Source organism: Microbacterium sp. LCT-H2 (assembly GCF_001866135.1).
Lineage (GTDB): Bacteria > Actinomycetota > Actinomycetes > Actinomycetales > Microbacteriaceae > Microbacterium.
The window spans coordinates 213,105-239,322 of record NZ_MODW01000004.1 but is presented as its reverse complement, the minus strand read 5'-3'; the positions used below and the strand labels follow the sequence as shown (position 1 = coordinate 239,322).

Here is a 26,218-nt window from a genome sequence, read left to right as displayed (position 1 = left end):
CGCCACATGAAGAAGCGGCTCAGCCAGGCGGCGAAAAAGTCACGGGTCGTGAAGGCGACCGTGGCAAAGCCGCGGCGCGTCGAAGTGGCTTCGAAGGCGATGAGCCGGACGAAGACTTCGGTTTCTCACAGCGCTGCCCGTAACTCGCGATAGGCCCCGGAGTGAGTCCAGCCCCGGGGAGGCCCGCGCACGTAAGGGAAGTGCGTTCGTTCGAAGATCCGTCGCTGATCTTGCCTGAGGATGTCGTTCTCGATACGTCATTCGTAATCGCTGCGCTCGTCACCACTGAACCGCTTCACGCTGCTGCGCAAGCGTTCATGCTGCGCCTCGTCAACGAAGAAGTGGTCGTCTATTACAACCGCCTGTTGGAGATTGAGTTTTCCGAGGTTGCCTTCAAGATCGCAGTCGTCGAGCAGCACGGTCGTAAAGGCTGGCCAGCGAAACGGAACGACGGTCGGGTCCGGCGCAGGGCGGGCCGTCTGGCGGGCTCGCTCAGAACGGAGTGGGATGCACTCCTGACTACGCTTTCGCACTCCCGCGTGGAACTTCACGAAGTCGCAGATGACGTGCCGGGAATCATGGCGGACCACGGACTCGCTTCGTATGACGCCGCGCACGCCGCTACTTTGCAGTTCGTGGGGGCAGGTGCTCTCGTGACCACAGACGCTGGATTCGGTCGAGTGCCAGCCTCTGACCTGTCGCTCATTGTGGATGCGTCGCGCGTGCGCTCGTGCCGCCGACACCGCGGTGGTCGGTAGTTACCGGCACGTTCCTCCTACAGCCCGAAGCCCTCGCCGGTGAACGCAGGTCGTCGCCCGCCCTCGCCTCGCGGTATGTGATGCTTGGTCCACCGTGCGCTGATCGTGAGGTCATCCGCCAGCACCGGGTAGTGAAGCGCTGACTGGGGTGCGAACCCGGGTTCTCCTGGAGCGGGTAGACGCCGTGCACGGTCGGGGTCCAGCCACGGCTTATGGTCCGGGTGCATGTAGATGTAGCGGTCTGCCGCGGAGTAGATGGCGTCCACGAAAGCGACTCCGACGCCGCTCAGGTTCAGGCGATGATCGACGCGCTTCTCGGGGTCGTCTTCGACCATCTGTCTGTCGGGCATGAAGATGAACCGGTGCGGGTCAAGCGGGAACACGATGTCCCAGGTGAGCGCGGCACCAACCTGGTCCTCGTCGTCGTGAGCGTTGAGAATGACGACTGGGCAGTCTGATGTTGGCAAGCATGCGTTGGTGAAACCGAGTCCCCATGGTCGGACGTAGAGGGCGCGGGCAACCTCCCCCAACGTCTCCGCGATGTAGCGCGCGTGAGTGGTGGCAAGATTGGGCGCGGTTGGCGCGCCCGGCACTCTGAACGATTGGCTTGCGCCCCACGCTTCGAGCCGCTTGCGCTGTCGGGTGGTGCGCACGATCTGCGCCGCCATGTACCAGGCGAGCGCACCCCTCATCCGAGGCGGCAGGGGCCACACGTCAGTGAGCGCGTACTTCGGGTTGTCGAGTAGGACGCGCCAGACCGGGACCACTGAGCCCTCCAGTTGACCGAAGAACGACTCCAGGGCCCGAGTCTCCTTCCCATCCAACCCTTCGAACGTGTAGAAGTCCCGCTCCGCTCCCACGTTCCGAACGTTCGCGCGGAACACCTTCGAGGGCGCGTTCACGTCGGCGGCGTCAATGAACCACTCCGGCTCACGCTTGCCTGGGCCGGGCCTCGCGAAGCGGCGGAGATGTACCCGCGGCACGTGGTGATCGTTCGGCACAGCGCCCCCTTCCGATGGGTCCCGAGGCCACCATTCAAGCGGGCACAGCGGACACTAGTGGCACGTCTATGGCACGGGCCGCACCGGACGCGACGTTCCGGCGCGAAAAAGCCGCGGCGGAAACTGACGCTGACCTGGGGATAACTGTGTGGAGGGGCTGACGGGAATCGAACCCGCGCTGTCTGCTTGGGAAGCAGAAGTTCTACCATTGAACTACAGCCCCGTACCCGCCCGAGAGCAGGTGGAGCAAGCCTACCTGTCTCCCGGGCGTTGACCAAAGCGTGCCTCAGGGGCGCGCGTCGACGAGGCGCTGGCGCTGGGTGCCGAGCCCCTCGATGCCGAGCTCCACGACGTCGCCCGCCCGCAGGTAGGGGAAGCGACCGGAGAGCGCGACGCCCTGCGGGGTGCCGGTGTTGATGAGGTCTCCGGGCTCGAGCACCAGGTACTGCGACAGGTGGTGAACGATCTGCGCGACGGTGAAGATCATGTCGGCCGTGTTCGAGTCCTGCCGCGGCTCGCCGTTGACCCGGGACCAGAGGTGCAGAGCCTGCGGGTCGACCTCGTCGGCCGGGATGAGCGCCGGACCGAGGGGGTTGAACGTCTCGGCGTTCTTGCCCTTCGACCACTGTCCACCGGAGTGCTCGACCTGGTACGCCCGCTCCGACACATCATGCGACACGACGTACCCGGCGACGTGCGCCAGCGCCTCTTCCGGGCTGGCGAGGTAGCGCGCGCGGCTGCCGATCACGACCCCGAGCTCCACCTCCCAGTCCACCTTCTCGGCGCGCGGGGGGATGAACACGTCGTCGAAGGGCCCGACGATGGTGTTCGGGTGCTTGTGGAACAGGATCGGCACGGACGGCGGGGCGTCACCGGATTCGGCCGCGTGGGCGGCGTAGTTCTGTCCGATGCACAGCACGGCCATCGGCCGGGCGATGGGGGCCCCGACCCGCAGCGCCTCGGCGCCGTCGAGCAGCGGCAGCGACCCGGCCGCGAGGGCCTCGCGCGTGCGAGCGATGCCGTCACGCGCGAGGAACGCGCCGTCGATGTCGGCGGTGAGGCCGGTCAGGTCGTAGGTGCGGTCGTCGTGGCGCACCGCGGGGCGTTCGGCGCCGGGCGCGCCGAGGCGAAGGAATTCCATGGGGTCGTGTCTCCGGGGTCAGTGGGTGTACGGGCGGTGCTTCTCGATCGCGTCGGAGAGCTCGACGCCGAACCCGGGGGTCTCCGGCACGCGGAGGCGGCCGTTCACCGGCACGGGCTCACCGACCAGCATCGGCGAGAACATCGGCACGATCTCCTCTGCGGTCGGGTGCATCATGAGGAACTCCGCGAACGGGCTGTTCGTGCGCGTGACGACGAAGTGGTACGAGTACACGGACGACCCGTGGGGAACGACCATCGTGCCGTGGGCATCGGCCAGGGCTGAGATCTTCAGCAGCTCGGTGATGCCGCCGCACCAGCCCACATCGGGCTGGATCAGGTCCACCCCGGTCTCCAGCAGCTGCCGGAAACCCCACCGGGTGGCCTCGTGCTCGCCGGTCGTGATGAGCATCGAGGAGGGGGCGCGCTTGCGTAGCTCCGCATAGCCCCAGTAGTCGTCGGGGATGAGCGCTTCCTCGATCCACTTGAGGCCGTAGTCGGCGGCGGCGTGCGCGAGACGAGTCGCGTACTCGACGTCGAGCGACATCCAGCAGTCGTACATGAGCCAGAAGTCGTCGCCGACCTTCTCGCGCATGTCCGCGAGGAGGGCGATGTTCTTGCGCAGCCCCTCTTCGCCTTCGGCGGGTCCGTGGTGCAGCGGCATCTTCCCGCCGATGAAACCGAGCTCCTTCGCGCGGTCGGGGCGTGCCCCGGTGGCGTAGAACTGCAGCTCGTCGCGCACCGGCCCGCCGAGGAGCTCGAACACCGGCACCTGCCGCACGCGACCGAGCAGGTCGTAGAGGGCGAGGTCGACGCCGCTGATCGCGTTGAGGACGACGCCGCGGCGGCCGTAGTAGAGGGTCGACTTGTACATCTGATCCCAGATGCGCTCGATGTCGGTGATCTTCCGGCCTTCGAGGAACCGCGCCAGGTGCTTCTCGACGATGAACGCGCCGATCTCGCCCGCCGTCGTGACCGAGAAGCCGACCGTCCCGTCGCTGGCCTCGATCTCGACGACGAGCGTGCCCAGCACGTTGAGCCCGAAGCTCTGCCGTGACTGCCGGAACTCCGGGTAGACGCTCATCGGGGTGGCGATGTGGTCGTCGATCCAGTGGTCGGCGCCCTGGTCGTGATAGTCGGCCCCGCCGCCGCGCACGGTGTACGCGCGGACCTCGCGGATGGTGGGAGTGCCGGTCATCGTTCCTGTTCCTCTCGGTCGAATCGGACAAGGACCTTGCCCGGGGTGCCGTCTCCCGCCGCGAGGGCGGAGAAGGCGGAATCCGCGTCGGCGACGTCGATCTCGCGGCTGATGAGCGCCCGGTAGACATCCGGCTCCGCGCCGATGATCGCGGCGGCGTCGGTGAAGTCGTCGGAGCCGTACGTGAAGCTGCCGATGAGCGACCGCTCCTCTGTGCTCACGAGGAAGGCGTCGAGCGTCACCTGCGGAGCGCCCATGCCGACCAGGCAGATCGGGGCGCCGAGGGTGGTGCTGCGCAGCGCGTCGCGGACGGTGGGGGTGAGGCCGACGGCGTCGACCGCCGCATCCGCGAGGCCGCCGCGCTCGGCGAGCTGTCCGGCCACCGGGCCGGCGGCCGGGTCGATGGTCTCCGCGCCGAGCCGCTCCACGAGCTCGCGCCGGGCGGCGTCCATCTCGCTCACGATGATCGAGCCGGCTCCCGCGTCCCGCAGTGCGATCACGACGGACTGGCCGATCGGTCCGCCGCCGATCACGAGCACCCGGCCGAGGCGGTCGGCGGGCAGTCGCCGCACGGCATGCACGGCGACGGCGAGGGGCTCGATCAGTGCGCCGAGCTCGATCGGCAGGTCCGCGGGCAGCGGCACCACATTCCGGGCCGGTATGACGACGTAGTCGGCGAACGCGGCCGGGATCTCCTTCGCCACCCCGATGACGTGCTTGCCCGCGTGGTGCTGCTCGCGACCCGCGAAGGCTGCCGCGTCCTCCGCGGGCACGACGACGGGGTTGAAGGTCACGGGAGTGCCCTCGGCGAACCCGTCGACGTCGTCGCCGACGGCGGCGATCACTCCGCTCGACTCGTGGCCCATCACCTGCCCGGGGAATCGCCGGCCGTTCTCGCCGGTATAGCCGTGGACGTCGGAACCGCAGATCCCGGTCGCGGCGACCCGGATGAGCACCTCGTCGGGTCCGGGGCGGGGGATCGGGGCCTCACGGACGTCGAGGCGTCCGATCTCGGTGAGGACGAGCTCGCGCATGCGTGTCTCCTGTTCTGCCGACCGCGGTCAGCGCTGGCGGGCGGGGGTCTTCGTCGTGTCGAGGCCCACGCCGTCGGTCTCGCGGACCGCGGGGCTCACGACGCGGCTGAGGGCGATGAGGACGGCCCCGAGCAGAGCGATGACGGCGAGGGCGATGAGTCCGGCGCTGTCGCCGAAGGTCGCGTCCGCCCAGTTCTTGAGCACCGGGGCGAGGAATCCGCCGAGGCTGCCGAGGGAGTTGATGAGGGCGATGCCGCTTGCGGCGGCCGCGCCGAGCAGGAACGACGTGGGAAGGGTCCAGAACACCGGCTGCACGGAGATGAAGCCGGCCGCGCCGACGCTCAGGGCCGCGAGGGCGATCACCGGCTCCTGCACGATCGCCGACACGATGATGCCCGCGCCGGCGGCGGCCAGCGCACACGTCGCGATGAGGCGACGCTGCCCGGTGCTGTCGGCGAGGCGCGACAGGACGAAGGTGACGAGGAGCGCGAACGTCCACGGCACGGCGGTGAGGAGGCCGACCTCGAGGCCGACCGGCTTGCCGACGATCGTCGCGACCTGCGTGGGGAGATAGAAGGTGACGCCGTAGACGCTCATCTGGATCGTCAGGTAGATCGCGGCGAAGTAGAGCACGACCGGGTTGCCGAGCGCGCGCAGGGCTCCGCGGGGGGAGTGGTTCTCCTTGGCGCTGTCCTCGTCGTCGAGGGCGGCCACGAGGGTCGTGCGCTCCGCGTCGGTCAGCCACTTCGCGTCCTTCGGGCCGTTGTCGAGGTAGAAGAACGCGACGATGCCGATGAGCACGGTGAGGATGCCGGTGGCGAGGAACATCAGCTGCCAGCCGTGGATGCCGACCTTACCGTCGAGGTCGAGCAGCATGCCCGAGAGCGGGCCGCCGAAGATGAAGGCGAGCGGGGCGCCGAAATAGAAGAGGCCGTTGACCCGCGCGCGGAACTTCAGCGGGATCCAGTACGTGAGGAAGAGGATGACGCCGGGGAAGAACCCGGCCTCCGTGATTCCGAGGAGGACGCGGAGGACGTAGAAGACCCACTCGTTCGTCGCGAACATCATGAGCGCCGACACGATGCCCCACGAGACCATGATGCGGGCAAGCCAGATCTTCGCCCCCACCCGGCGCATGATGAGGTTCGACGGCACCTCGAAGACGGCGTAGCCGAGGAAGAAGATGCCGGCGCCGAGCGCGTAGGCGGCATCCGAGATGCCGGTGTCCGCCTGCCAGGCGGCCTTCGCGAAGCCGAGGTTGGCGCGGTCGAGGAACGCGAGGATGTACATGAGGAGCAGGATCGGGATCAGCCGGAGCGTGACCTTACGGACGATCGCGGCAAGTTCCGGCCGCGTGGAGGACTGAGTGGACATCGGGGCATCTCCATTGACGAGGGGTATCCAGTGCGTTCACGTATGTGAATCGGATGTCTCAGACCTGAACGCGCGATAGTGTGACACACGTTCGTGCCGCGCACAATTCACGCAGGGGGACCCATGACGGACACCGATCAGGCGGTGGGGGCGGTGAAGTCCGCCGGGCGCGCCCTCGAGATCATCGAGCACCTCGCCGCGACCGGATCGCAGACCTTCCCCGAGCTCCTCGACGACCTCGGCCTGCCGCGGTCCAGCGCCCACGGACTGCTGCGCACCCTCCAGGCGGCCGGTTGGGTCGACCACGACGCGACCAGCAAGCGTTACTCCCTCGGACTCAAGGCCTGGCAGATCGGCCAGCGTTACGACGGGCACCGTCTCCTGCTCGAATCCGGGCCCGCGCTCATGGCGGCGCTCACCGAGGAGATCGGCGAGACGGTGCAGATGGCGCGGCTGGACGGCGTCGAGAACGTCTATATCGCGATCAGCCCCTCGCCCAACCCGATGCGCCTCGCCTCCAATGTGGGGATGCGACTGCACGCCCATGCGACCGGAATCGGCAAGGCCCTGCTGAGCACCCTCGACGACGCCGACATCTCGCGACGCCTGCGCCAGGTGGCCATGCCGCGCCTCACGAGCCGGACCATCACCGATCCCGACGAGATCCTCACCGTGATCGCGAAGGGGCGCGACATCGGCTTCCACGTCGACGACGAGGAGTTCATCGACGGCTGCCGGTGCGTGGCCATGCCCATCACCTGGCCGGAGGAGACCGGTGTGGCGGCGGCGCTGAGCGTGACGATGCCCACGAGTCGCACGGACGAGCGCTGGCCGCACTCCGTGGTCGAACCCCTCCGACGCACGGTGCTCCGGCTGCGGCGCGCGATGAGCCTCCCCGGCACCGGACCCGCGCTCCCCTGAGGGCGCGACGGGCCGGAGATGCCGCGTCGACGGCGCGACCGCATGACTAGGCTTGTGCCGTGCTTCTCAGCGATCGCGACATCAGAGCAGAACTCGCCTCCGGCCGCGTCGGCCTGGAACCGCATGCGCCGGAGATGATCCAGCCGTCGAGCATCGACGTGCGACTGGACCGCTACTTCCGCCTCTTCGACAATCACAAGTACCCGTTCATCGATCCCTCGGTCGACCAGCCCGAGCTGACGCGGTTGATCGAGGTCGATCCGGACGAGCCCTTCATCCTCCATCCCGGCGAGTTCGCGCTCGGGGCCACGTTCGAGCAGGTCACCCTGCCGGACGACATCGCCGCGCGGCTGGAGGGGAAGTCGTCGCTCGGTCGCCTCGGGCTCATCACCCACTCGACCGCCGGCTTCATCGACCCGGGCTTCTCCGGGCATGTGACGCTGGAGCTCGCGAACGTGGCGACGCTGCCGATCAAGCTGTGGCCCGGCATGAAGATCGGCCAGCTCTGCTTCTTCCGGCTCACCTCGCCGGCGGAGAACCCGTACGGCTCCGGCCCCTACGGCAACCGCTACCAGGGTCAGCGGGGTCCGACGGCGTCCCGTTCGTTCCAGAACTTCCACCGCACCGACGTGGGAGTGACCGACATCGGAGCCGTCGGAGGCTGACATGAGCGACGCGAGCGGGACGGGTTCCGACGAGTCCGCGGTGCCTGACGGGGCGGCGCTGCCGGACGATCCGGGGCTGGATATCGCTCCCGCCGACGCGGTGATCCCGCCGGCCGACGCCGTGATCCCGCCTCCGCCGCCGGAGACGCCGCTCCCGGAGGGGCTGCTGGCTGCTCCCGAAGCCGCGGGCGAGGCGCTTCCGGCACCGACCCGACGCTCGGAGCGATCGCGTCCGACGCCCGCGATCCTCCAGGGCGAGCAGCCCGCCGCGGCTGCGGACGACTGGGCGCAGCGATCGATCGCGCCGGAGGTCGCCGACACCGGCAGCTACCGGGTGCTCGCGGTCGTCGTCTTCGTCGTGCTCTTCCTCCTGTTCGCAGCGGCCGTGGTGACGCTGGTCGTGCTGATCACCACTGTCGGGCTGCCGTTCGCGGCTCCCGACCCGGGCGCGGGCTTCCTGCCGACCCGGGTGTAGGGCTCCGAAGGGCCGCGGACGGGTCGGCCGGTGCAGCGTCGGTGGCGGCTCGTCCCGTCGCGGTGCCGAGCGCATCGACGGCGTCGAGCCCGCCAGTCACGAGGGCGACCACGGCATCGAGGGTCGGATCGGCCGACAGCATTCTCGTGTGACCGAGACCCACCGTACGGACGAGACGGGAGCGGCCGGTGTGGGCGGCGTGCAGCCGGAGCGCGTCGTGGTCGGGCATCCGGCGGTCGCCCCGGTCGTGCACGACGAGCAGTGCGGTGTCGGCGGGGAGTGGATGGGCGGCCGCGTCGTACCGTTCGACGGCGGTTGCGGGATCGAGCCGGAGGCGGCGGTGGAAGCGGGTGCGGAGTCGGTCCGCGGTGGCGGCGTCGAGCCGGAGGTCACGGACGAACTGGGCGAGGAAGGCCTCGGGCGCTGCGGCCCCGGCGACGATGGCGACGGCGGGGACCGAGCCGGACGACCGGGCGACGGTCAGCGCCGCGAGCCCGCCGAAGGAGTGGCCGATGAGGGCGGAGAAGGGGCCGTGGGTGCGGTCCAGCTGCTCCGCGGCGTCGACCCAGTCGCGGATATCGGTGTGCCGCCCGCCGGAGGAGCCATGCGCCGGGGCATCGAAGGCGACGACCTGGAACCCCTCGGCGACGAGTTCCCGCACGAGCGGGGAGAACTGCAAGGCGCGGCCCCGCCAGCCGTGCAGGAGCAGCACGGTACGCGGACCCGTGCCCCACGTGTAGGTGGTGACGGGGATACCGCGCACGAGGAGCCTCCCGCGGCGGGCGTCGTCGTGGGCGGCGGCGTCGGCGGCGCGGACGGCCATTCGCGGGCGGGTGGAGAAGAACAGCCGGTATGCGAGGTCGCCGGCGAGGCGGGGGGAGAGGCGTCCTGCGGCCGGGAGGGTGCGGACGAGGAGAGTGGACGCGGACGGCATGGAGGCTCCTTCACCGAACTATACGAACGATCATCCGTATACTAGGCGAACGGTCGTTCGTATACTAGAGGCGTGGCAGACACGGTGATGCAGGATGGCCGGCGGGCGCGTGGCGACGCCTCCCGCCGCATCGTGCTGAACAGTGCGACCGACCTCGCCTCCGTCGAGGGTCTGGACGGCGTGACGATCGGACGCCTCGCGACCGCCTCGGGGTCGAGCAAGAGCAGCATCGCGACGCTGTTCCAGAGCAAGGAGGGCCTGCAGCTCGCGACGGTCGCCGCCGCTCGGGACATCTTCGTCGAGCGGATCATCGAGCCCGCCCGCGCCCAGCCGAGGGGAGCGCACCGCCTGGCCGCGCTCCTCCACAACGCCTTGGTCTACTCAAGGGACCGCGTCTTCACGGGCGGCTGCTTCTTCGCGGCGACCGCGGCGGACGTCGACTCCAAGCCCGGTCCCGTGAGCGATGCCGTGCGGGCGGCCCTCGTCGACTGGTACCGATACATCGAGGCCCAGCTGCGGTTCGCGGCCGCGGAGGGGGAGGTCGACGCGGCCGACGTCGAGGTGTTGGCGTTCGAGCTCGTCGCCCTCAATGAGCAGGCCAACGCACGGTCGCTCCTCCTGCGGAGCGACAGGCCGTATGCGCTCGCGGCGGCCGCGATGCGCGCACGTCTCCGTGACGCGGGCGCTCCCGGCACCGCGCTCGCCCTCCTCGATCTCTAGCCGCATCCCGCGTCCGGGGCCCCGTGACCCTTCCCCCTGCGGGATCACGAACACACCGCAATCCCGCTTCGAAGGCCCGTTTCTGATCCCGCCCCACGGTCGGGCCCTGCCCCCTTCGCGTGCGGGATGAGAAGTGGCCCGCGAGGAGCGACCGAAGGGCCGTTCGTGGTCCGCGCACGTGCCTTCCCTCTACGTGTCACCTCGGGCCCTTGCGCTTCCACCGGGGCGCCTCGTTCCTCGCCCTTCCGCGCCGACTGCCTGCATCCCGTGAGGGATGGAAAACGTGCCGCTGACGCGCTCGGGAGGGGCGATTCTGATCTCCTTCGCAGAGTGGGCGCTCGCGTCGCCGCGGTGGGGGATCGAGAACGTGCTCCGGAATGGCTTGGGAGGCGCGACTCTGATCCCGTCTCGGCTCAGGGCGCTTCGCCTCCGTCCTCGGCTCGGCTCGGGTCGGGCTGGGGCGCGGGTGGGGATCGAAGACGTGCCTCGAGTGCGCTCGGGAGGCGCGGAAGTGGTCCCGGAGGGGCGTCCCGGTGCACGGAAGCGCCCCAGCCGGGGTTCCGGTGGGGCGCTTCGAGGAGGTGAGGTCAGGCGGCGTGGCCGTGGCGGAATCCGGCGTCGAAGCCACGCTCGAATGCGCGCTCCGCCATCCGCTGCGCGCGGTGGCCATGGCCGCGGTGTGCGTGACCGTGGTCTCGGTGGTCGTGACCGTCGTGGTGACCGCGACCGCGGTGCCCGCCGTTCTCGTGGCAGTCGTGACGGTCGAAGCCGTATCGGGGCTCGAAGCCCTCCCCGGGAGCGAAGCCGCGCCCGCGCCCGTGCCCGCGCCCGGGACCGAAGCCACGCCGCGGACCGAAGCCGAACCCGGGGCGCTGCTTCCGAGGGAGAGGCGTCTCCTCGTCCCAGCCGAAGGCGCGGGCGATCTTCTCGAGCGCCGCGAGGGTCGTCGCCATCTCCTCGTCGGAGACCGCGCCGGCGACCTTCGCGCGGAGGCCGTCGACGGCGGCGCCGAGACGCTCCTTCGCCGCGCGGCCCTCGTCGGTCAGCGCCCATCCGTCGCCGTCCGCCTCGACCCAGCCGCGGTCGATGAGATCGTGCAGCTTGTGCGGGGTCAACGGGCGGCGCGCGGGTACCGAGCCGTCGACGACGTTCAGCAGCCGCCAGTCGCGGCGGGTCGCGCCCTCCGCGGCGAAAGCGGTGGCGAAGTCCTGTGCCATCAGGCGGTCGACGGCCTTGAGCCAGAAACCGAACGGGCGGGAGGTGTTGTCAGAAGTGCTGTCTGCAGTGGTGTTCATGGTGATCCTTCGTGTCTGTGGTGCACCGACGACGGATGTCATCCGACATATTAATGTCACTGTGCATGTACATGCAGTGTGACATGAAAACTGAACGCATGTCAAGCTGCATGTAAAATCGGGGCATGGCCACCGATCCGATCGACCCCGCGTCCCCCGACGCCGCCGAAGCGATCGCGCAGGCGCTCTCCCGACTGCGCGGACGCCGACCCGGGCCCGGGGGTCGCGAGCACGGCGGGCCACGCGGTGCGCACGGGCACGGGCCCCATGGCGACCCGCGCGAGCACTTCGCCCATCACCGCGGCCACCCGGGGATGCCGCCGTGGATGGCCGACGGCGGCCGCCTCGGCGGACCGGCCCGTCTCCGCATGCTCGAAGCCCTCGCCGCCGCGCCGGAGCCCCTCAGCGTGAGTGCGCTCGGGCAGGCGATCGGCGTGGATCAGCCGCGGGCGTCCCGGCTCGTGCAGCAGGGAGTGCAGGCCGGTTTCGTGCGCCGCGAGGCCGACCCGGACGACGCCCGCCGCACCCGCATCGCGCTGACTGACGAGGGGCGCCGACTGGCCCGAGGGATGCGCGGGGAGCGCCGCGAGCTGCTCGGCCGCGCACTCGAGTCGTTCACCGATGCGGAGCGGACCGAGCTCGCGCGGCTGCTCACCAAGCTCGCCGACAACTGGCGCGCCTGACCGGCCTCACGCGCGGGCGAAGTCCAGCGAGGGCTCGTCGTCCACCGAGAGGGACAGCACGACGGTCTCGACCGCGTCGTGCGCCTCGATGCGCCGCTCCACCTCCCGCAGCCGCCGGGCCACGTCGTGCTCGCGCGCATCGCCCGCGAGGTCGACCTCGGCGACGAGGAATAGCCGGTTCGGCCCCACGTACTCGATGTGCAGGTAGGTGACCCGCTCGATGTCGTCCATGCCGAGGAGGGCCGTGCCCACCCGCGAGCGCAGTGCGGGGGACACCGACGTGCCGACGAGGAATGCGATGTTCCGTCCGATCAGGATCACGGCGACGACGCCCAGCAGGATCCCGACGAGGATCGACCCGATCGCATCCCACGCGGCGACACCGGTGAGCTGATGCAGGAGGATCGATCCGCCCGCCAGCACGAGGCCGATGAGGGCGGCGGAGTCCTCGAAGAACACCGCCCGGAGCGTGGTGTCGCTCGTCTCCAGCACGAAGTCCCACGTGGAGGAGCCGCGCTCCTGGGCCAGCCGACGGGAGCGGACCATCGCCTGCGTGAACGACGCCCCCTCCAGCACGAAGGCGATCCCGAGCACGATGTACGCCACGACCGGGCTCTCCACGGGCCCGGTGTCGGACAGCTCCTGGATGCCATGCATGATCGACACGATCGAGCCGGCGGTGAAGATGCCGAACGCCGCGATGAGGGACCAGACGAACGCGTTGCGGCCGTAGCCGAGCGGATGCCGGGCGTCCTTGGTCTTCGCGCCGCGCCGGTCGGCGATGAGCAGGAAGATCTCGTTCCCCGCGTCCGCCCAGGAGTGCGCGGCCTCGGCCACCATCGACGCGGACGAGGTGATGACGGCGGCGACCGTCTTCGCGATCGCGACGAGGATGTTGGCGAGGAAGGCGAGGACGACGGTCACCGGGTCAGGCTACTCCCGCCCGACCTGTCCGACGCCCGGAGCGGGCTCAGCGCGGCGCCTTCACCGGGAGCAGGAGGAGGAACCCGAGGATGAGCACGATGACGATGCCGAGGATCCCGTAGGCGGTCTGGCTCGTCGCGACGATGAGCACGGTCCAGGCGGCCGAGGCCATCCAGCTCGCGGCCCTTCCCGTCGTGGCGTAGAGACCGAAGATCTCGCCTTCCCGGCCGGCCGGGGTGACGCGGGCGAGGAAGGAGCGCGCCGCCGCCTGCGCCGGGCCGACGAAGGCGCAGAGCACGAGGCCGCCGATCCAGAACACGAGGGACCCGGCGTCGCGGAGCAGGAACACGGCGAGGCCTGCGACGATCATCGATCCGATCGACCCGAGGATGATCCGCTTGGGGCCGAGGCGGTCGTCGAGGCGTCCCGCGATGATGGTCGAGACGCCGGCGACGAGGTTCGCGGCGATGCCGAAGACGATGATGTCCTGGGTGCCGAACCGGAACACGGCGGTGCCGATGATGGCGCCGAACGCGAAGACCCCGCCGAGGCCGTCGCGGAATACGGCGCTGGCGAGCAGGTACCAGAACGTCGACCGGGTCTGCGGGTCGCGGTAGAGACCGATCACGTCCTGCACGAGGAGGACGTAGGAGCGGAAGAATCCCACCTTGCGCTCCGGCCGCCCGAGCGACGGCTCCGGCACGTTGAGGAAGATCGGGATGCTGAAGACGATCGCCCAGACCGCGCACCCCACGGCGATGAGCCGGTACGCGAGGCCGTTGTCGGTGGACATGCCGAACCAGTCGAAGGTGTCGAGCAGGACGACGATGACGAGGGCGATGATGCCGCCGAGGTAGCCGAAGCCCCAGCCGAGTCCGGAGATGCGGCCGACGTTCTTCGGGTTCGCGATGCCGATGAGCATGGCGTTGGAGTTCACCGCGGCGATCTCGCCGAACACGGAACCCGCGGAGATCAGCGCGACGCCGAGCCAGAACAGGGCCGGCTGCGGCTCGACGAACCACAGTCCCAGCATGCAGAGGATGAGAGCGCCGGTGCCGATGCCCAGCCAGAGCTTCTGCCGCCCGGCGGCGTCCGCGCGCTGACCGAGGACGGGGGCGAGCAGGAGGATGCCGAGGGCGGCGATCGTCGAACCCAGTCCGAGACCGGAGGCGAGGTCGGCCTCCGCGGCGACGCGGACCGGGTCGCTCGGGTCGAGGGCGACGATCTCCGGCGGCAGGAACGAGGCGCTGACGAGGTACAGCGCGGTGAAGACGAACGTGAGGATGACGGTGTTGAACGGCTGCGTCGCCCAATCCCACAGCGCCCAGGAGTACACCTGCTTCCGAGGCGCGGGGGTGTCTCCGCGCAGATCGAGGCCGACGACGGCCACGGCGCCGCTGTTCGCTGTCGCCACGGGCTCGGGGGCGCCCGCCGCGGGATCGGGTGAGGTCATGGTCGAAGTCTGGCCGCGGACGGTGAACGCCCGGTGACGGCGCGCCGTCGGCGTCGGGCGACCGGGGCGTTCAGAGGGCGGGGCCGCGGCGGATCCGGACGGGGCCCCGGGCGTCGGCGATGCTCACCCGCTCGCCCTTCTGTGTGACCACGACCACCTCGCGGGAGGCCAGGTCGGCCGCGACACGGCGCACGTCGGGCATCCGGTCGCGCCACTCCTCGCCGCCGATAGCGCGGGCGACATCGCTCGGGCAGATCGACGAGTCCGCGCGTTTCCGGGTGAGGGCACGCATCGTCGCGGCGATCCGCTCCTCGGCCTGCGCCGCGGAGGGCTCCTCCCACCATGGGGCACCCCGCTCGCCGAGGGCGGTCTTCGCATCCTGCACGCGACGGCGGGCGTCGGGCTCGGCCGCCTTGACCGCGCGCCGTGCGGCCATGAGCTCGTCGACGAGCTCCTGCCGCAGGTTCTCGGGGATCGACGGATCGGTGGCGCGCCACCGCCGGCCGTTCACGACGATGTGGTGTCCGTCCGCGGTGGGCGCGGGGCCGTCGTCCGTCATACCGGCCATCCTGCGCGCCGGCCGCCCGTGCCGCCATCCCCTTGACGTCCGCGCGGCTGCCGGTCAGCGGTAGAGGAGGTCGGCGTCGACGAGCCCCGTCCAGTCCGGCACCGCGAGCGACTCCGGCTCGTCCCACTCGCCCGCCGTGATCCGACGGCCGCGGCCGGGCGCGGGATCGAAAACGCTCCTCCACGCGGCTTCCGAGGCCACTTTTGCATCCCGCACCGAGAACCCCTCCCGGTGCGAGTGCAGAAACGTGCCGGAAGTCGGCGACGGAGGCGCGCTTTTGGTCCCGCCACGCGGCGGACGGGACGGGCCGGACGGGAGGGGGGTCAGTCGGTGCGGAGGGGGCGGAGGGTGCGGGCGTAGTCCTCCTTGAGCACCGCGAGATGCAGCCACGCCTCGATCCGGGTCACTCCGGGGAGCGCGCGCAGCCGCTCGAGACTCGCGTACAGGGCTCCGGCGGAGGGCTCCACGAGGGTCGCGACGGCGTCGAACCGCCCGAGGGTCCGCGCCGCGAAGTCGACTCCGCGCCCGCGCCGCAACTCGTCGATCACGGCCTCGTCGTCGTCTCCGAGGGTCATGCCCACGCCCATGGAGAGCTGCCGGTGCGCGAGCCCTCGAGCCTCCACGGCGCTGATCTTGATGACACCGGCATCGATGAGCCGCTGCACCCGGGTGGCGACCGCGCTGGGGGAGAGCCGCACCTGCTCGCCGAGGGCACGGAAGCTCATCCGCCCGTCGGATTGCAGGTGCTCGATGAGGGCCTCGTCGATGCCGTCGAGGGTCACGCCCCCGTGATACTCCGAGACGAAGAAGCCCTTGATCACGGTCGAGTAGATGATCGTGTTGATGTCGAGCACGCCGGCGCTCCCGCGAATGCGCGCGAGCAGATCGTGGAGCTCCGACATCGACCCCACCCGCACCTCCGTCACGATGTCGTGGGCGCCGCCGACCGCCGACACCAGCACGGTCTCGGACATGTCGCGCAGGCGCTCCGCGACCACCTCGACGGCGCCGTCGGTCCGGATCGACACGTGGGCGAGCACGTGCTGGCCGAGGAACACGGGGTCGACGGCCGCGACCACCCGCACCGTGCGGTCGGCGAGCAGGGTGCGCAGACGAGCCGCCACGACGGCCCGGGACTGGCCGACGCGCTCGGCGAGGGAGCGGATGCTGGCGCGGCCGTCCTCCTGCAGTGCCCGGATGAGTTCCGCATCGAAGTCCATGTCGCACCCGATTCCGTCGATTTCCCCGCGATGCACGCCCGCACCCGCAAAATCTCAGCGTAGAGCGCTGTTCGACCGAGCGGAAGGCCCGGAGTGCGCGGCAGGAACGACATAAATCCAGTGAATGCTGCGTATCGCTGGAGTTCTGCCCTTGTCCGTGATGCTTCACGTCCGTAGCATCCTTCGCTATCCGACACCATCCGCGAAGGAGCGGGTCCATGACCACTACCCCCACCCCCCGAAGCGGCGTCCACAGCCGCGCGCGCCGCGCCGGCTTCGCCGCCTTCGTCGGCACCACCATCGAGTGGTACGACTTCTACGTCTACGCCACGGCCGCCGCCCTCGTGTTCGGCCCGCTGTTCTTCCCGAGCGGTGACCGTCTGGCCGAGACCGCCGCGGCCTTCGCGACGTTCGCGGTCGCCTTCCTCGTCCGCCCCCTCGGTGGCATCGTCTTCGGCCACATCGGCGACAAGCTCGGCCGGCGTGTCTCGCTCGTCATCACGCTGCTGCTGATGGGGGCCGCGACCGTCCTCGTCGGCTGCCTCCCGACCTACGAGAACATCGGCATCCTCGCCCCGATCCTCCTCATCCTGCTCCGCGCCATCCAGGGCCTCGCGGTCGGCGGCGAATGGGGCGGCGCGGTGCTCATGAGCGTCGAGCATGCTCCCGAGAAGTCGAAGACGTTCTACGGCGGCTTCACCCAGCTCGGCAACCCGGCCGGCGCCCTCCTCGCCTCCGGCATCTTCGCGATCATGGCCCGCGGCGGCGACACGTTCATCATCGACGGCGGCTGGCGCATCCCGTTCCTGCTGTCGATCGTGCTGATCGGCGTCGGTCTGTGGGTCCGGTATCGCGTCGAGGAGTCGCCGGTCTTCGAGGAGAAGATCGAAGGTCGCAAGCAGTCCATGCCGCTCGCCTTCGCCCTCCGAGTGAACTGGAAGCCGATCCTCCTCGGCATCGGCATCCTGCCCATCTCCACCGGCGGCTACTACCTGGCCACCACCTTCGCCACCGCGTACGCGACCGGCGAGCCCATCGCTATCAGCGAGCAGGTCATCCTCGACGCGATGACCCTGGCCTCCTTCGTGGAGTTCGTCGTGACGCTGCCGGTCGCCTGGCTGGGTGACAAGTGGGGCCGGAAGAACGTGATGTACATCGGCCTGATCACCTCGGTGCTGACCTTCGCGCCCTTCCTGCTGCTGATGCCGGGCCGCGTGGAGCCGCTGATCTTCCTCTTCGCCTCGCTCGTGCGCATCGCGATGAGCGCGACCTACGCCCCGATCGCGGCGATCCTGGCCCAGATGTTCCGTCCGCAGGCCCGCTACACCTCCATCGCGCTGTCGTACGGCGTCGGCGCCGCCGTCTGGGCCGGCTTCTCGCCCTGGTTCGCGACGCAGCTCATCGCCTGGACCGGCAGCGTCTGGTCGGTCATCGCGATGTTCGTGGGCATGGCCGTCATCGCCGGGATCTGCACGCGTCTCGCGCCGCAGCACTCCGACGAGGCCCCGGTCACGGCGTCGTTCACCGCCCGGACCGACACCACGGCGAACCGCCTGCCCTGACCGGCACTCTTCCTCCGCACGACACCACCGCGAACAGGCATCATGAGAAAGCTCACCCCCTTCGACCGCTCGGCCCAGGCCGCTCCCGTCCTCGTCACCGCACGAGCCATCCACACGGCGGACCCGGCGGACACCACCGTCACCGCGATGCTGACCGACCGGGGGCGCATCGTCGCCCTCGGCACGGCGGCGGCGTGCGAGGACGTGGCGGCGCGGGCCGGACTCACCCCGGAACGCGTCGATCTGGGCGAGGCGGTGGTCGTCCCCGGCTTCGTGGACGCGCATGCGCATCCGCTGATGTTCGGGCAGATGATGACCTGGGTGGACTGCGGTCCGGAGAAGGCGGGGAGCATCCCGGAGATCGTGGCGCTGCTGAAGGCCGCGGCTGCCGAACTCCCCGCCGGCCGTCCGGTGCGCGGCTACGGCTACGAGCAGCGCAACCTCGCTGAGAAGCGGCACCCCACCCGCTTCGAGCTCGACGAGGTGGCCGCCGACCGCGAGGTGTACCTCATGAACGCCTCCGGCCACGGCGGGGTGGTGAACTCGTACACGCTGGAGCTCAACGGCGTGGACCGGGACACCCCGAACCCGGACGGCGGCGAGTTCTTCCGCGACGCCGACGGCGAGCTCACCGGCGAACTGTCCGACGCGGCGTGCAACATCCTCACCGGCGTCCACGGGGTGAAGATCGGCCACCACGGTCCGAACTTCCACCTCGCGGACGAGCCGGAGGAGCACCTGCGCCAGCTCGACGCGGCGACGCAGCGGTTCCTCGCGGGCGGGGTCACCTCCATCGGCGACTGCCAGGTCACGCGTCGCGAGTTCGACATGTACCTGCGGCTGGCCGAGGCCGGGCGGCTGGAGCTGCGCGTGTCGATGTACCTGCTGTCGCACCTGCTCGACGAGGCGCTGGAGATGGGACTGGTCGGGCAGTTCGGCAACGCCCACCTGAGCTTCGCCGGCATCAAGTTCTACGCCGACGGCACTCTCGGGGGCTGGACCGCGTACTTCCCGGACGGCTACGTCGGCGACCCCTGCCGCACCGGCCAGCTCTACCACGAGCCCGCCGACTACGCGGAGCTCATCCGCACGGCGCACGCGGCCGGACTCCAGACCGCGACCCACGCCCAGTCGCCCACCGCGATCGAGATGGTCGTGTCGGCGATCGAGGCGGCACTCGCGGAGCGTCCGGACGCGGATGCCCGGCACCGCATCGAGCACTGCGGCCTGCCGACCCCCGCGCAGATCGAGCGGATGGCGGCCGCCGGCATCCGTCCCGTGAACCAGACGCAGCACTACTTCAACTGGGGCGAGGGCGTGGAAGAGGCCATCGGCACCCCCGGTGAGCGATTCAACCCGCTCGGGGAGTTCGAGCGTGCGGGCGTGCCCATGACGATCTCCTCCGACGCCCCGGTCGCCGAGCCCATCCCGCTGGAGGCGATCCAGACCGCGGTCACCCGGGTCACCCGTCGCGGACACCGGCTCGGCCCGGACGACCTGCGCATCTCCGCGACCGCGGCGCTGCGGGCGCACACGATCGAGGGTGCGGTCTCGATCGGCCGCGAGGACGACCTCGGCTCCCTGGAGCCAGGCAAGTACGCCGACTTCGCGGTGCTCTCGGACGATCCGCTCGCGGTGCCGGCCGAGGAGATCGCGGCGATCCAGGTGCGCGAGACCTGGGTCGACGGCGTCCGTCGGCACGCGATGTGAGGATGACACGATGAGCACCGACACCATCGGAGACGACCGGTACGCCGACACCGCGGGCCGTGCGGTCCTGGAGACCATCCGCGCCTACGGGGTGACCGCCGTCTTCGGCATCCCCGGCACGCACAACCTGGAGTTCTACCGGCCCCTCGCCGACCTCGGCATCCGCGCCGTGACCAACCGCCACGAGCAGGGGTCGGGGTACGGCGCGGACGGATGGGCGCAGCAGACCGGGCTCCCCGGCGTGGTGATCACGACCTCAGGCCCGGGCCTGCAGAACGCGATGAGCGCGATCGGCACCGCGTTCTGCGAGTCTCGGCCGCTCATCGTCCTCTCGCCCGGCGTGCCGCTCGGGGCGGAGTTCGCCGACGTCGGCACGCTGCACGAGACCAAGGACGCGACAGCCATGGTCGGCGCGATCGCGGAGTGGTCGCGACGGGTGTCGACCGCGGCGGAGGCGGTGCAGGCCGTGCACGACGCGTTCCACCTCTTCCGCACCGGCCGTCCCCGCCCCGTGCACATCGAGATCCCGCTCGACGTGCTGGAGGCGCCCGCCGCCGTGCCCGCGGAGGACCGGAAACCGCGCCCGATGCCCGACCGCGTCTCCGGGGATCCGATCGCGCTCGCCGAGGCCGCCCGGCTGCTGTCCGCCGCCCGCCGCCCGGTGATCGTGGCCGGTGGGGGTGCGGTGGACGCCGCGCACCAGCTCGTCGCCGTGGCCGAGCGGCTCGGGGCTCCGGTGCTCACAAGCCTGAACGGCAAGGCGGTGCTCGACGAACGGCACCCGCTGTCCCTCGGCTCGAACCTGCGCCTCGCCGCCGCACGGGCCGTGGCCGAAGACGCCGACGTGCTGCTCGTGGTCGGCTCGAAGCTGGGCGAGGCGGAGCTCTGGGCTCCCCGGCTCGAGGCGCGCGGCGCCGTGATCCGCGTCGACATCTCTCCGGAGCAGCAGGACAAGAACCTCACCGCGACGGTCGGCCTCACCGGAGACGCCGCCGCCGTGACCGACGCCCTCCTGCCGCTGCTGCCGGACCCCGCACGGCCCGCCCGTGACCTCACGGCCGAGCGGGCTGCGATCGAGGCCGAGTCGCGGGAGACCGCGCCGGACACCGTCGCGCTGGCCGAGATCATCGCCGACGCCCTCCCTGCCGACGCGATCGTGGCGGGCGACTCCTCCCAGATCGTGTACATGGCGCTCGGCAGCGTGCTGCGGCAGGAGCAGCCGCACTCCCTCCTCTACACGCCGACCTACGCCACGCTCGGCTATGGCCTCCCCGCCGCGATCGGCGCGGCCGTCGCGCAGACGGAACGCCCGGTCGTCACCGTCATCGGCGACGGCGCTCTGATGTTCTGCGTGAACGAGCTCGTCACCGCCGTCGAGCAGCGTCTCGACGTCACCGTGGTGTGCGTCGACAACGGCGGGTACGCGGAGATTCGCCAGAATGAGCTCGACCGGGGCATGACCCCGGTCGGCGTCGACCTCGTGCAGCCGGACTGGGCCGCGCTCGCCACCGCCTTCGGGGCGACCGGGCGACGGGTGGCATCGCGTGCTGACATCGCTCCCAGCATCCGCGCGGCCATCGCCGACGGCGGGGTGCAGCTCGTGCACATCCCGCAGCACGCCCTCTGAGACCCACATCTCCCGACGAACAGGAACGAGAAATGACCGACAACATCGGCCCCGTCGACGCCTCCGTGAACCCGCGGTACTCCGGCATCGCCACCTTCGCCCGCCTGCCCCGCATCGAGGACGTGCCGCGCGCCGACATCGCGGTGGTCGGCATCCCGTTCGACTCCGGCGTGAGCTACCGCCCCGGCACCCGCTTCGGCCCGTCGCACGTGCGGGAGTCGTCCCGGCTGCTCCGGCCCTACAACCCCGCACAGGACGTGTCGCCGTTCCAGCTCGCCCAGGTGGTGGATGCGGGGGACATCCCGGTGAACCCGTTCGACCTCACCGAGGCCGTGACCGAGGTCGAGCGCGCGGCGCTGGCGCTCGGTGAGCAGGTGCAGCGCCTCGTCACGATCGGCGGCGACCACACCGTGGCCCTTCCCCTGCTGCGGGCGGTGGCCGTGAAGCACGGACCCGTCGCGGTCCTCCACTTCGACGCCCACCTGGACACGTGGGACACCTACTTCGGGGCCCCCATCACGCACGGCACCCCCTTCCGCCGCGCGAGCGAGGAGGGGCTGATCGACCTCACCGCGAGTTGCCACGTCGGCACCCGCGGACCCCTGTACTCGAAGCAGGACCTCGAGGACGACGAGCGCCTCGGCTTCTCCATCGTCTCCAGCGAGTACATCGAGGAGCACGGGGTGGAGGCCGCGATCGACCGCATCCTCACCCGCATCGGCGACAAGCCGCTGTACGTCTCGATCGACATCGACGTGCTCGACCCCGCGCACGCGCCCGGCACCGGGACCCCCGAGGCCGGAGGGCTCACGAGCCGCGAGCTGCTGCGCATCCTCCGGGCGCTGCGTGACCGGGACATCGTCGGCGCCGACGTCGTGGAGGTGTCGCCCGCGTACGATCACGCCCAGATGACCGGGATCGCCGCGAGCCACGTCGTGTACGAGCTGGTCACCCTTCTCGCCGCCCGACTCGCCTCCTGACCCCGGGGGTCAGAACAGGGTCCCGAGGAGGTCGGCGAACAGGGCCTCGGCGTCGCACTCCACCCGTCGCCGTGCGAACCAGTCGCACACGTTGACGCAGTCGCGGTGCAGGAGGTCGAGGCCCTGCGGATTCGCGATCACGTCGACGATCTGCGGCAGGTCGATCACCCGCACACGCCCCTCGTGCACGAGGAGGTTGTAGGCGGAGAGGTCGCCGTGCGCGAAGCCCGCGACGGCGAAGACCCGCATGAGGTCGACCACCTGCGTGAAGTACTCCTGCATCTCGGCGTTCGACCCGCGCACCTGGGCGAGCCGGGGTGCCGCGATGCCCCGTTCGTCGCCGAGGAATTCCATGAGCACCTCGGTGCCGCTGACCTGCACGGGATAGGGGACCGGGGCACCGCGCTCCCACATCCGGCACAGGGCCTCGAACTCCGCGAGCGACCACTGGGCTGCGGCGACCTCCCGTCCGTGGGCGGTCTTCTTGGCGAGGGCGCGCGTGTCGCGGGTGTTCCGCGTGCTGCGTCCCTCGGTGTAGACGGCGGAGCGCTGGAAGCTCCGGTTCTCGATGCCGCGGTAGCGCTTGGCGGCGAGGAGGGTGCGCTGCGTCGGGTCGTCGGGCACGGCGCGCTCCAGCAGGAACACGTCGGCCTCCTTGCCGGTCTTCAGGATGCCGAGCTCGGTGTCCAGGGCGCCGGCGGAGGTCACCACCCAGGCGGGGCGGGGGTCCGGCCCCCGCTCGGTGGGGGTGGACGAGGGCCAGGTCGTCCAGCGCTGGTTGGCGCCGGGCTCGACCTCGGCGAAGGAGAGGGCGGTCTCGAGGGAGTCGAAGGAGGTGGCGTCGAAGGACGCGGCTTCCGAGGAAGCGGGGGATTCGGTCACGGTGTGGCTCCGGGAAGGGAGGCCACGCGGCGATCAGGAGCGGGTGGCCTCGAAGGGAAGGTGGTCGGCGATAGGCGCGACGACGACAGCGTTCATCTCATCGCCTCCTTCGCTCGGGCTTCCCGGGCGGATCCCGGTGCGTCGTCGAGCCTAGGGGGTGCCTCGGGGGTTGTCCAGGGTCGGACGATCGGTCGGATGCGGCGGACGACCGGTCGGGCGCAGGCCGGTCCCCGTTGCGAGTCTGGAAGCATGACCACGACCGCCCCCGTCCCGACCCTGCCGACCAGCCGCGGTGACCGCATCCGCTACGGCGGACTCATCGCCCTCATGGTGATGGGCTTCCTGCTGGTGACCGCCGAGTTCCTCCCCAACGGAGTGCTCACCGAGATGGCGGACGGCCTCGGGGTGACCCCCGGCCAGGCCGGGCAGACCGTCACCGTCACCGCGCTCGTCGGGCTCTTCGTCGCCCCGACCGTCGGCCTCGTGTTCCCCCGTCTGGACCGTCGGTCGCTGTTGGTGTGGATGGCGCTCGCCGCCGCCGTGTCGAACCTCGTGGTCGCCATCGCGCCGAACCTCGTCGTCGTGCTGCTGGCGCGGTTCCTGCTGGGAGCGGCGCTCAGCGCCTACTGGACGATGTCGATCACGGTCGCCGCGCGGCTCGCGGGGCCGGAGCACCTCGGTCGCGGGGTGATGTTCACCTCCGCGGGCGTCTCGCTCGCCACGGTCGCCGGCGTCCCGCTCGGGGTCATGCTGAGCGAGGTCGTCGACTGGCGCGCCGTGTTCGCGATCGCGGGAGTGCTCATGGTGGTGCTGGCCGTGGCCCTGCGGTGGGCGTTGCCGACCGTCCCGGCAGAGCGCGCGTCGAGCCTGCGTCTGCTCGTCGACACGGTGCGGCGTCCGGGCATCGGCCTCGGGATGGTCGGACATGTGCTGGTCGTGCTCGGCCACTTCCTCGCCTACACCTACGTCCGCCTCGCGCTGGAGCGCATCCCGGACGTAGACGCCTCGACGATCGTCGTGCTGCTGGCGCTGTTCGGTGTCGGGGGCCTCCTGGGCAACCTCTCCATCGGCCTCGTGATCGACCGCTCCTTCGCCTTCTTCGCGGTATTCGCGCCGCTCGTCATCTCCGCCGCGGTGCTCTCGATGGTGCTCTTCTCCGGATCCATCATCGGCATCGGCGCGGTCGTGCTCCTCTGGGGCTTCTTCTTCTCGTCGTGGCTGATCGTCGTGAACACCTGGGTGGGCCACCGCATGCCGGACCGCCTGGAGGCCGGGGGGAGCCTCGTGGTCGTCGGGTTCCAGGGGGCGATCACGCTCGCGGCGGGCGTGGGCGGACTCCTCGTCGACACCCTGAGCATCGAGCTCGTCTACACGATCGGTGCGGTCTCGCTCCTCGCCGGTGCCGTCCTCTTCGGACTCTCGAACCGCCGCAGCGCCCGCTCCTGACCTCCGGGCACAACTTCGGAGCTGGCCGACGACACGCCGTCCCCGGGAGCCTCGGGTCCGGGGTCGGCATGTCGCCGCCGGTCTCCGAAGCCGTGCCCGCCCCGGGAGGGGGGAGATCGCGGGATCAGGCCGGAACGAGGGAGTGCGAGGCGCGCCAGGAGGACGGGGTCATGCCCGTCCGGCGGCGGAAGGCGCGGCTGAAGCCCTCGTCCGAGGCGTAGCCGAGCTCGCGCGAGACGCTCGACACCGACTGCCCGGCCTGGAGCATCCGCTTCGCGGCATCGATCCGCACCTCCGTGACGTAGTCGGCGGGGGAGCGACCCACGGTGAGACGGAACCGCTCCGCGAAGGCCGAGCGCGACATGGCCCCGACGGCGGCCAGGCGCTCGACCGTCCAGTCCCGTCCCGGCTGCTCGTGGATGGCGTCCACCACCCGGTCGAGGAAGGGATCCTTCGACAACGAGGGCCACCCCGCGGGCGCACATCCGTTGGCCGCCCACGCCCGGATGACCGAGAGCAGCACGGTGGTCGCCATCATCCGGCAGATCAGCGGGTCTCCCTGGCGCACCGGGCACGCGGGCGCATCGACCACGCCCATGTTCTCGGCGAGGGCGGCGGCAGCCGGCTCCAGCGCGTCGAATCCGGTCACCGCGAGGAAGGGCGGCAGGAGCGCGGGCAGGGGAGAGGCGGTGTCCGCGAGCTCGATGTCGACGAGGAGGAGCGCGGTCTCGGCGTCGGCCTCCAGCGCGAAGGCGTCGCCGCGGAGCAGCAGGAAGGCGTCGCCGGACACGAGTCGGTCGCGGTGTCCTGGCTCCTCGACCGTGAGCTGCTGCGAGGAACGGTCCACGTCGAGGCGGCAGCCCGTGCCCAGAGGCGGATGCCCGTGCACGGCGCCGTCGGCGACGTAGGCGAGGGTGATCCGGCTGGACGGCAGCGGGAGGAGTCCTCCGGGGGTCAGCCGCAAGCGGCGGGCGATCCCCACGCGCAGGTCCACCGTGCCGAGCACCGAGGACAGCGCGTCCGCATCCACCGTCACCATGCCTTCGGCAACGTCGGCCGCCGTCCCCCTATTCCCCTTCGAATCGCTCACCTTGCTCCATTTCGGCGGCGGATGGGGCCAAGTGGGCGATTCGAAGCGGGATACGCTGGAGGGGTACCCCACCCGAGGAGTCCCGTGTTCCGCACCCCTGGCCGCCTGTACCGAGTCCTCGCGATCGCGGAGGCGATCACCTGGACCATCCTCATCGCCGCGATCATCGCTCGCGCCGTCGGAGCCCCCGGCGTCGTGGTGACGGTCGGCGGCGGAGTCCACGGGTTCGTGTTCCTCGCCTATGCCGCGACCGCCGTCCTCGTCGCGCTCAACCAGCGGTGGCACCCGGGCGTCGGCGTGCTCGCCGTCCTCAGCGCCGTCGTGCCGTACGCGACCATCCCGATGGAGATTTGGTTGCACCGCACCGGTCGACTCCGGGGCGACTGGCGGCTCGACGCCACCGACGACCCGCGCGACGGTCGCTGGTACGACCGCCTGATGCGCTGGTTCCTCCGTCGCCCCTGGGTGCTCGCGGTGCTGCTTGTCGTGGGCATCGTCGCGCTGTATGTGATCCTGCTGCTGGTCGGCCCGCCCGGGGGCAAGTGACCCGACCCCGAA

General features: G+C 70.6%; 26 protein-coding genes and 1 tRNA gene. 12 read left to right on the top strand and 15 right to left on the bottom strand.

Going from position 1 to position 26,218, the window contains the following annotated elements:
- Nucleotides 1-161: 161 nt before the first annotated feature.
- Entirely contained in the window at nucleotides 162-758 is a 597-nt protein-coding gene (locus tag BK819_RS17120) for a type II toxin-antitoxin system VapC family toxin (protein WP_371259843.1), read from the top strand.
- A gap of 17 nt (nucleotides 759-775) precedes the next feature.
- On the opposite strand, the gene BK819_RS11840 is transcribed toward BK819_RS17120, so the two are convergent.
- From BK819_RS11840 to BK819_RS11815, 6 genes are all read right to left on the bottom strand, one after another.
- Nucleotides 776-1,759 carry a DUF4238 domain-containing protein gene (locus tag BK819_RS11840; protein WP_177173834.1) on the bottom strand — a complete coding sequence of 328 codons (984 nt, stop codon included), beginning with the start codon at nucleotides 1,757-1,759 and terminating at the stop codon, nucleotides 776-778.
- Nucleotides 1,760-1,908: 149 nt separating this feature from the next.
- A tRNA-Gly gene (locus BK819_RS11835) sits at nucleotides 1,909-1,982 on the bottom strand.
- Between the two features lie 63 nt (nucleotides 1,983-2,045).
- On the bottom strand, nucleotides 2,046-2,900 hold the full coding sequence (locus BK819_RS11830; RefSeq protein WP_071329317.1) for a fumarylacetoacetate hydrolase family protein: 855 nt from the start codon (nucleotides 2,898-2,900) through the stop codon (nucleotides 2,046-2,048).
- Between the two features lie 18 nt (nucleotides 2,901-2,918).
- Entirely contained in the window at nucleotides 2,919-4,097 is a 1,179-nt protein-coding gene (gene rhmD / locus BK819_RS11825; protein ID WP_071329316.1) for an L-rhamnonate dehydratase, read from the bottom strand.
- Entirely contained in the window at nucleotides 4,094-5,131 is a 1,038-nt protein-coding gene (locus BK819_RS11820) for a zinc-binding dehydrogenase (RefSeq protein ID WP_071329315.1), read from the bottom strand. The genes rhmD and BK819_RS11820 overlap by 4 nt, the downstream gene beginning before the upstream one ends.
- 27 nt (nucleotides 5,132-5,158) lie before the next feature.
- A complete protein-coding gene (locus BK819_RS11815; RefSeq protein WP_071329314.1) occupies nucleotides 5,159-6,505 on the bottom strand; it encodes an MFS transporter in 1,347 nt (448 codons plus the stop codon).
- 123 nt (nucleotides 6,506-6,628) lie between these two features.
- Between BK819_RS11815 and BK819_RS11810 the strand changes: the two genes are divergently transcribed.
- The 3 genes from BK819_RS11810 to BK819_RS11800 are packed head-to-tail and all read left to right on the top strand — an operon-like array spanning nucleotide 6,629 to nucleotide 8,566.
- The gene (locus tag BK819_RS11810; protein ID WP_071329313.1) at nucleotides 6,629-7,426 is read left to right on the top strand and encodes an IclR family transcriptional regulator; all 798 of its coding nucleotides are present in this window, start codon (nucleotides 6,629-6,631) and stop codon (nucleotides 7,424-7,426) included.
- Between the two features lie 59 nt (nucleotides 7,427-7,485).
- The gene (gene dcd / locus BK819_RS11805; RefSeq protein WP_025102697.1) at nucleotides 7,486-8,091 is read left to right on the top strand and encodes a dCTP deaminase; all 606 of its coding nucleotides are present in this window, start codon (nucleotides 7,486-7,488) and stop codon (nucleotides 8,089-8,091) included.
- A 1-nt stretch (nucleotide 8,092) separates the two neighbouring features.
- Entirely contained in the window at nucleotides 8,093-8,566 is a 474-nt protein-coding gene (locus tag BK819_RS11800) for a hypothetical protein (RefSeq protein WP_071329312.1), read from the top strand.
- Here BK819_RS11800 and BK819_RS11795 read toward each other — a convergent pair.
- A complete protein-coding gene (locus BK819_RS11795) occupies nucleotides 8,499-9,500 on the bottom strand; it encodes an alpha/beta fold hydrolase (protein WP_071329311.1) in 1,002 nt (333 codons plus the stop codon). The two genes, BK819_RS11800 and BK819_RS11795, sit on opposite strands and share 68 nt — an antisense overlap.
- 72 nt (nucleotides 9,501-9,572) lie before the next feature.
- On the opposite strand from BK819_RS11795, the gene BK819_RS11790 reads away from it, so the two are divergent.
- Nucleotides 9,573-10,220 carry a TetR/AcrR family transcriptional regulator gene (locus BK819_RS11790; RefSeq protein WP_083391763.1) on the top strand — a complete coding sequence of 216 codons (648 nt, stop codon included), beginning with the start codon at nucleotides 9,573-9,575 and terminating at the stop codon, nucleotides 10,218-10,220.
- A 587-nt stretch (nucleotides 10,221-10,807) separates the two neighbouring features.
- Here BK819_RS11790 and BK819_RS11785 read toward each other — a convergent pair.
- Complete coding sequence (locus BK819_RS11785; RefSeq protein WP_071329310.1) at nucleotides 10,808-11,515, bottom strand: MarR family winged helix-turn-helix transcriptional regulator; 708 nt, start codon at nucleotides 11,513-11,515, stop codon at nucleotides 10,808-10,810.
- Nucleotides 11,516-11,640: 125 nt separating this feature from the next.
- Here BK819_RS11785 and BK819_RS11780 point away from each other — a divergent pair, with 125 nt between their 5' ends.
- The gene (locus tag BK819_RS11780; protein WP_231868304.1) at nucleotides 11,641-12,198 is read left to right on the top strand and encodes a MarR family winged helix-turn-helix transcriptional regulator; all 558 of its coding nucleotides are present in this window, start codon (nucleotides 11,641-11,643) and stop codon (nucleotides 12,196-12,198) included.
- 6 nt (nucleotides 12,199-12,204) lie between these two features.
- On the opposite strand, the gene BK819_RS11775 is transcribed toward BK819_RS11780, so the two are convergent.
- The 5 genes from BK819_RS11775 to BK819_RS11760 form a co-directional block, all read right to left on the bottom strand.
- Nucleotides 12,205-13,122, bottom strand: a complete 918-nt coding sequence (locus BK819_RS11775) for a cation diffusion facilitator family transporter (RefSeq protein WP_071329309.1) — start codon at nucleotides 13,120-13,122, stop codon at nucleotides 12,205-12,207.
- Nucleotides 13,123-13,168: 46 nt separating this feature from the next.
- Nucleotides 13,169-14,575: an MFS transporter gene (locus BK819_RS11770; RefSeq protein WP_071329308.1), complete on the bottom strand. Its 1,407-nt coding sequence runs from the start codon at nucleotides 14,573-14,575 to the stop codon at nucleotides 13,169-13,171.
- Nucleotides 14,576-14,645: 70 nt separating this feature from the next.
- Complete coding sequence (locus BK819_RS11765; RefSeq protein WP_071329307.1) at nucleotides 14,646-15,134, bottom strand: DUF3253 domain-containing protein; 489 nt, start codon at nucleotides 15,132-15,134, stop codon at nucleotides 14,646-14,648.
- 63 nt (nucleotides 15,135-15,197) lie between these two features.
- On the bottom strand, nucleotides 15,198-15,344 hold the full coding sequence (locus BK819_RS16860; RefSeq protein WP_177173833.1) for a hypothetical protein: 147 nt from the start codon (nucleotides 15,342-15,344) through the stop codon (nucleotides 15,198-15,200).
- Nucleotides 15,345-15,466: 122 nt separating this feature from the next.
- Entirely contained in the window at nucleotides 15,467-16,363 is an 897-nt protein-coding gene (locus BK819_RS11760) for an Lrp/AsnC family transcriptional regulator (RefSeq protein WP_071329306.1), read from the bottom strand.
- A gap of 218 nt (nucleotides 16,364-16,581) precedes the next feature.
- Here BK819_RS11760 and BK819_RS11755 point away from each other — a divergent pair, with 218 nt between their 5' ends.
- From BK819_RS11755 to speB, 4 genes are read left to right on the top strand one after another with little or no spacing between them, the layout of a single operon-like run.
- Nucleotides 16,582-17,925, top strand: a complete 1,344-nt coding sequence (locus tag BK819_RS11755) for an MFS transporter (RefSeq protein ID WP_071329305.1) — start codon at nucleotides 16,582-16,584, stop codon at nucleotides 17,923-17,925.
- 42 nt (nucleotides 17,926-17,967) lie between these two features.
- On the top strand, nucleotides 17,968-19,635 hold the full coding sequence (locus BK819_RS11750) for an amidohydrolase (protein ID WP_071329304.1): 1,668 nt from the start codon (nucleotides 17,968-17,970) through the stop codon (nucleotides 19,633-19,635).
- Between the two features lie 10 nt (nucleotides 19,636-19,645).
- A complete protein-coding gene (locus tag BK819_RS11745) occupies nucleotides 19,646-21,262 on the top strand; it encodes a thiamine pyrophosphate-binding protein (protein ID WP_071329303.1) in 1,617 nt (538 codons plus the stop codon).
- 32 nt (nucleotides 21,263-21,294) lie between these two features.
- Nucleotides 21,295-22,242, top strand: coding sequence for an agmatinase (speB, locus tag BK819_RS11740; RefSeq protein ID WP_071329302.1), 948 nt, complete (start codon nucleotides 21,295-21,297; stop codon nucleotides 22,240-22,242).
- A gap of 9 nt (nucleotides 22,243-22,251) precedes the next feature.
- Here the strand turns inward: speB and BK819_RS11735 are convergent, their stop codons facing one another.
- Nucleotides 22,252-23,124, bottom strand: a complete 873-nt coding sequence (locus BK819_RS11735) for a serine protein kinase RIO (RefSeq protein WP_071329301.1) — start codon at nucleotides 23,122-23,124, stop codon at nucleotides 22,252-22,254.
- Nucleotides 23,125-23,373: 249 nt separating this feature from the next.
- On the opposite strand from BK819_RS11735, the gene BK819_RS11730 reads away from it, so the two are divergent.
- Nucleotides 23,374-24,570, top strand: coding sequence for an MFS transporter (locus BK819_RS11730; RefSeq protein ID WP_071329300.1), 1,197 nt, complete (start codon nucleotides 23,374-23,376; stop codon nucleotides 24,568-24,570).
- Nucleotides 24,571-24,694: 124 nt separating this feature from the next.
- On the opposite strand, the gene BK819_RS16385 is transcribed toward BK819_RS11730, so the two are convergent.
- Entirely contained in the window at nucleotides 24,695-25,660 is a 966-nt protein-coding gene (locus BK819_RS16385) for a helix-turn-helix transcriptional regulator (RefSeq protein WP_256209458.1), read from the bottom strand.
- Nucleotides 25,661-25,744: 84 nt separating this feature from the next.
- Here BK819_RS16385 and BK819_RS11720 point away from each other — a divergent pair, with 84 nt between their 5' ends.
- Nucleotides 25,745-26,206 carry a DUF3817 domain-containing protein gene (locus tag BK819_RS11720; RefSeq protein WP_071329299.1) on the top strand — a complete coding sequence of 154 codons (462 nt, stop codon included), beginning with the start codon at nucleotides 25,745-25,747 and terminating at the stop codon, nucleotides 26,204-26,206.
- The last annotated feature ends 12 nt before the right edge of the window (nucleotides 26,207-26,218 follow it).

Coding starts and splice junctions, on each gene's coding strand:
- BK819_RS11830 (WP_071329317.1), bottom strand. CDS start 2,900: ATGGAATTCCTTCGCCTCGGCGCGCCCGGCGCCGAACGCCCCGCGGTG.
- rhmD (WP_071329316.1), bottom strand. CDS start 4,097: ATGACCGGCACTCCCACCATCCGCGAGGTCCGCGCGTACACCGTGCGC.
- BK819_RS11820 (WP_071329315.1), bottom strand. CDS start 5,131: ATGCGCGAGCTCGTCCTCACCGAGATCGGACGCCTCGACGTCCGTGAG.
- BK819_RS11815 (WP_071329314.1), bottom strand. CDS start 6,505: ATGTCCACTCAGTCCTCCACGCGGCCGGAACTTGCCGCGATCGTCCGT.
- BK819_RS11810 (WP_071329313.1), top strand. CDS start 6,629: ATGACGGACACCGATCAGGCGGTGGGGGCGGTGAAGTCCGCCGGGCGC.
- BK819_RS11800 (WP_071329312.1), top strand. CDS start 8,093: ATGAGCGACGCGAGCGGGACGGGTTCCGACGAGTCCGCGGTGCCTGAC.
- BK819_RS11795 (WP_071329311.1), bottom strand. CDS start 9,500: ATGCCGTCCGCGTCCACTCTCCTCGTCCGCACCCTCCCGGCCGCAGGA.
- BK819_RS11785 (WP_071329310.1), bottom strand. CDS start 11,515: ATGAACACCACTGCAGACAGCACTTCTGACAACACCTCCCGCCCGTTC.
- BK819_RS11780 (WP_231868304.1), top strand. CDS start 11,641: ATGGCCACCGATCCGATCGACCCCGCGTCCCCCGACGCCGCCGAAGCG.
- BK819_RS11770 (WP_071329308.1), bottom strand. CDS start 14,575: ATGACCTCACCCGATCCCGCGGCGGGCGCCCCCGAGCCCGTGGCGACA.
- BK819_RS11765 (WP_071329307.1), bottom strand. CDS start 15,134: ATGACGGACGACGGCCCCGCGCCCACCGCGGACGGACACCACATCGTC.
- BK819_RS11760 (WP_071329306.1), bottom strand. CDS start 16,363: ATGGACTTCGATGCGGAACTCATCCGGGCACTGCAGGAGGACGGCCGC.
- BK819_RS11755 (WP_071329305.1), top strand. CDS start 16,582: ATGACCACTACCCCCACCCCCCGAAGCGGCGTCCACAGCCGCGCGCGC.
- BK819_RS11750 (WP_071329304.1), top strand. CDS start 17,968: ATGAGAAAGCTCACCCCCTTCGACCGCTCGGCCCAGGCCGCTCCCGTC.
- BK819_RS11745 (WP_071329303.1), top strand. CDS start 19,646: ATGAGCACCGACACCATCGGAGACGACCGGTACGCCGACACCGCGGGC.
- speB (WP_071329302.1), top strand. CDS start 21,295: ATGACCGACAACATCGGCCCCGTCGACGCCTCCGTGAACCCGCGGTAC.
- BK819_RS11730 (WP_071329300.1), top strand. CDS start 23,374: ATGACCACGACCGCCCCCGTCCCGACCCTGCCGACCAGCCGCGGTGAC.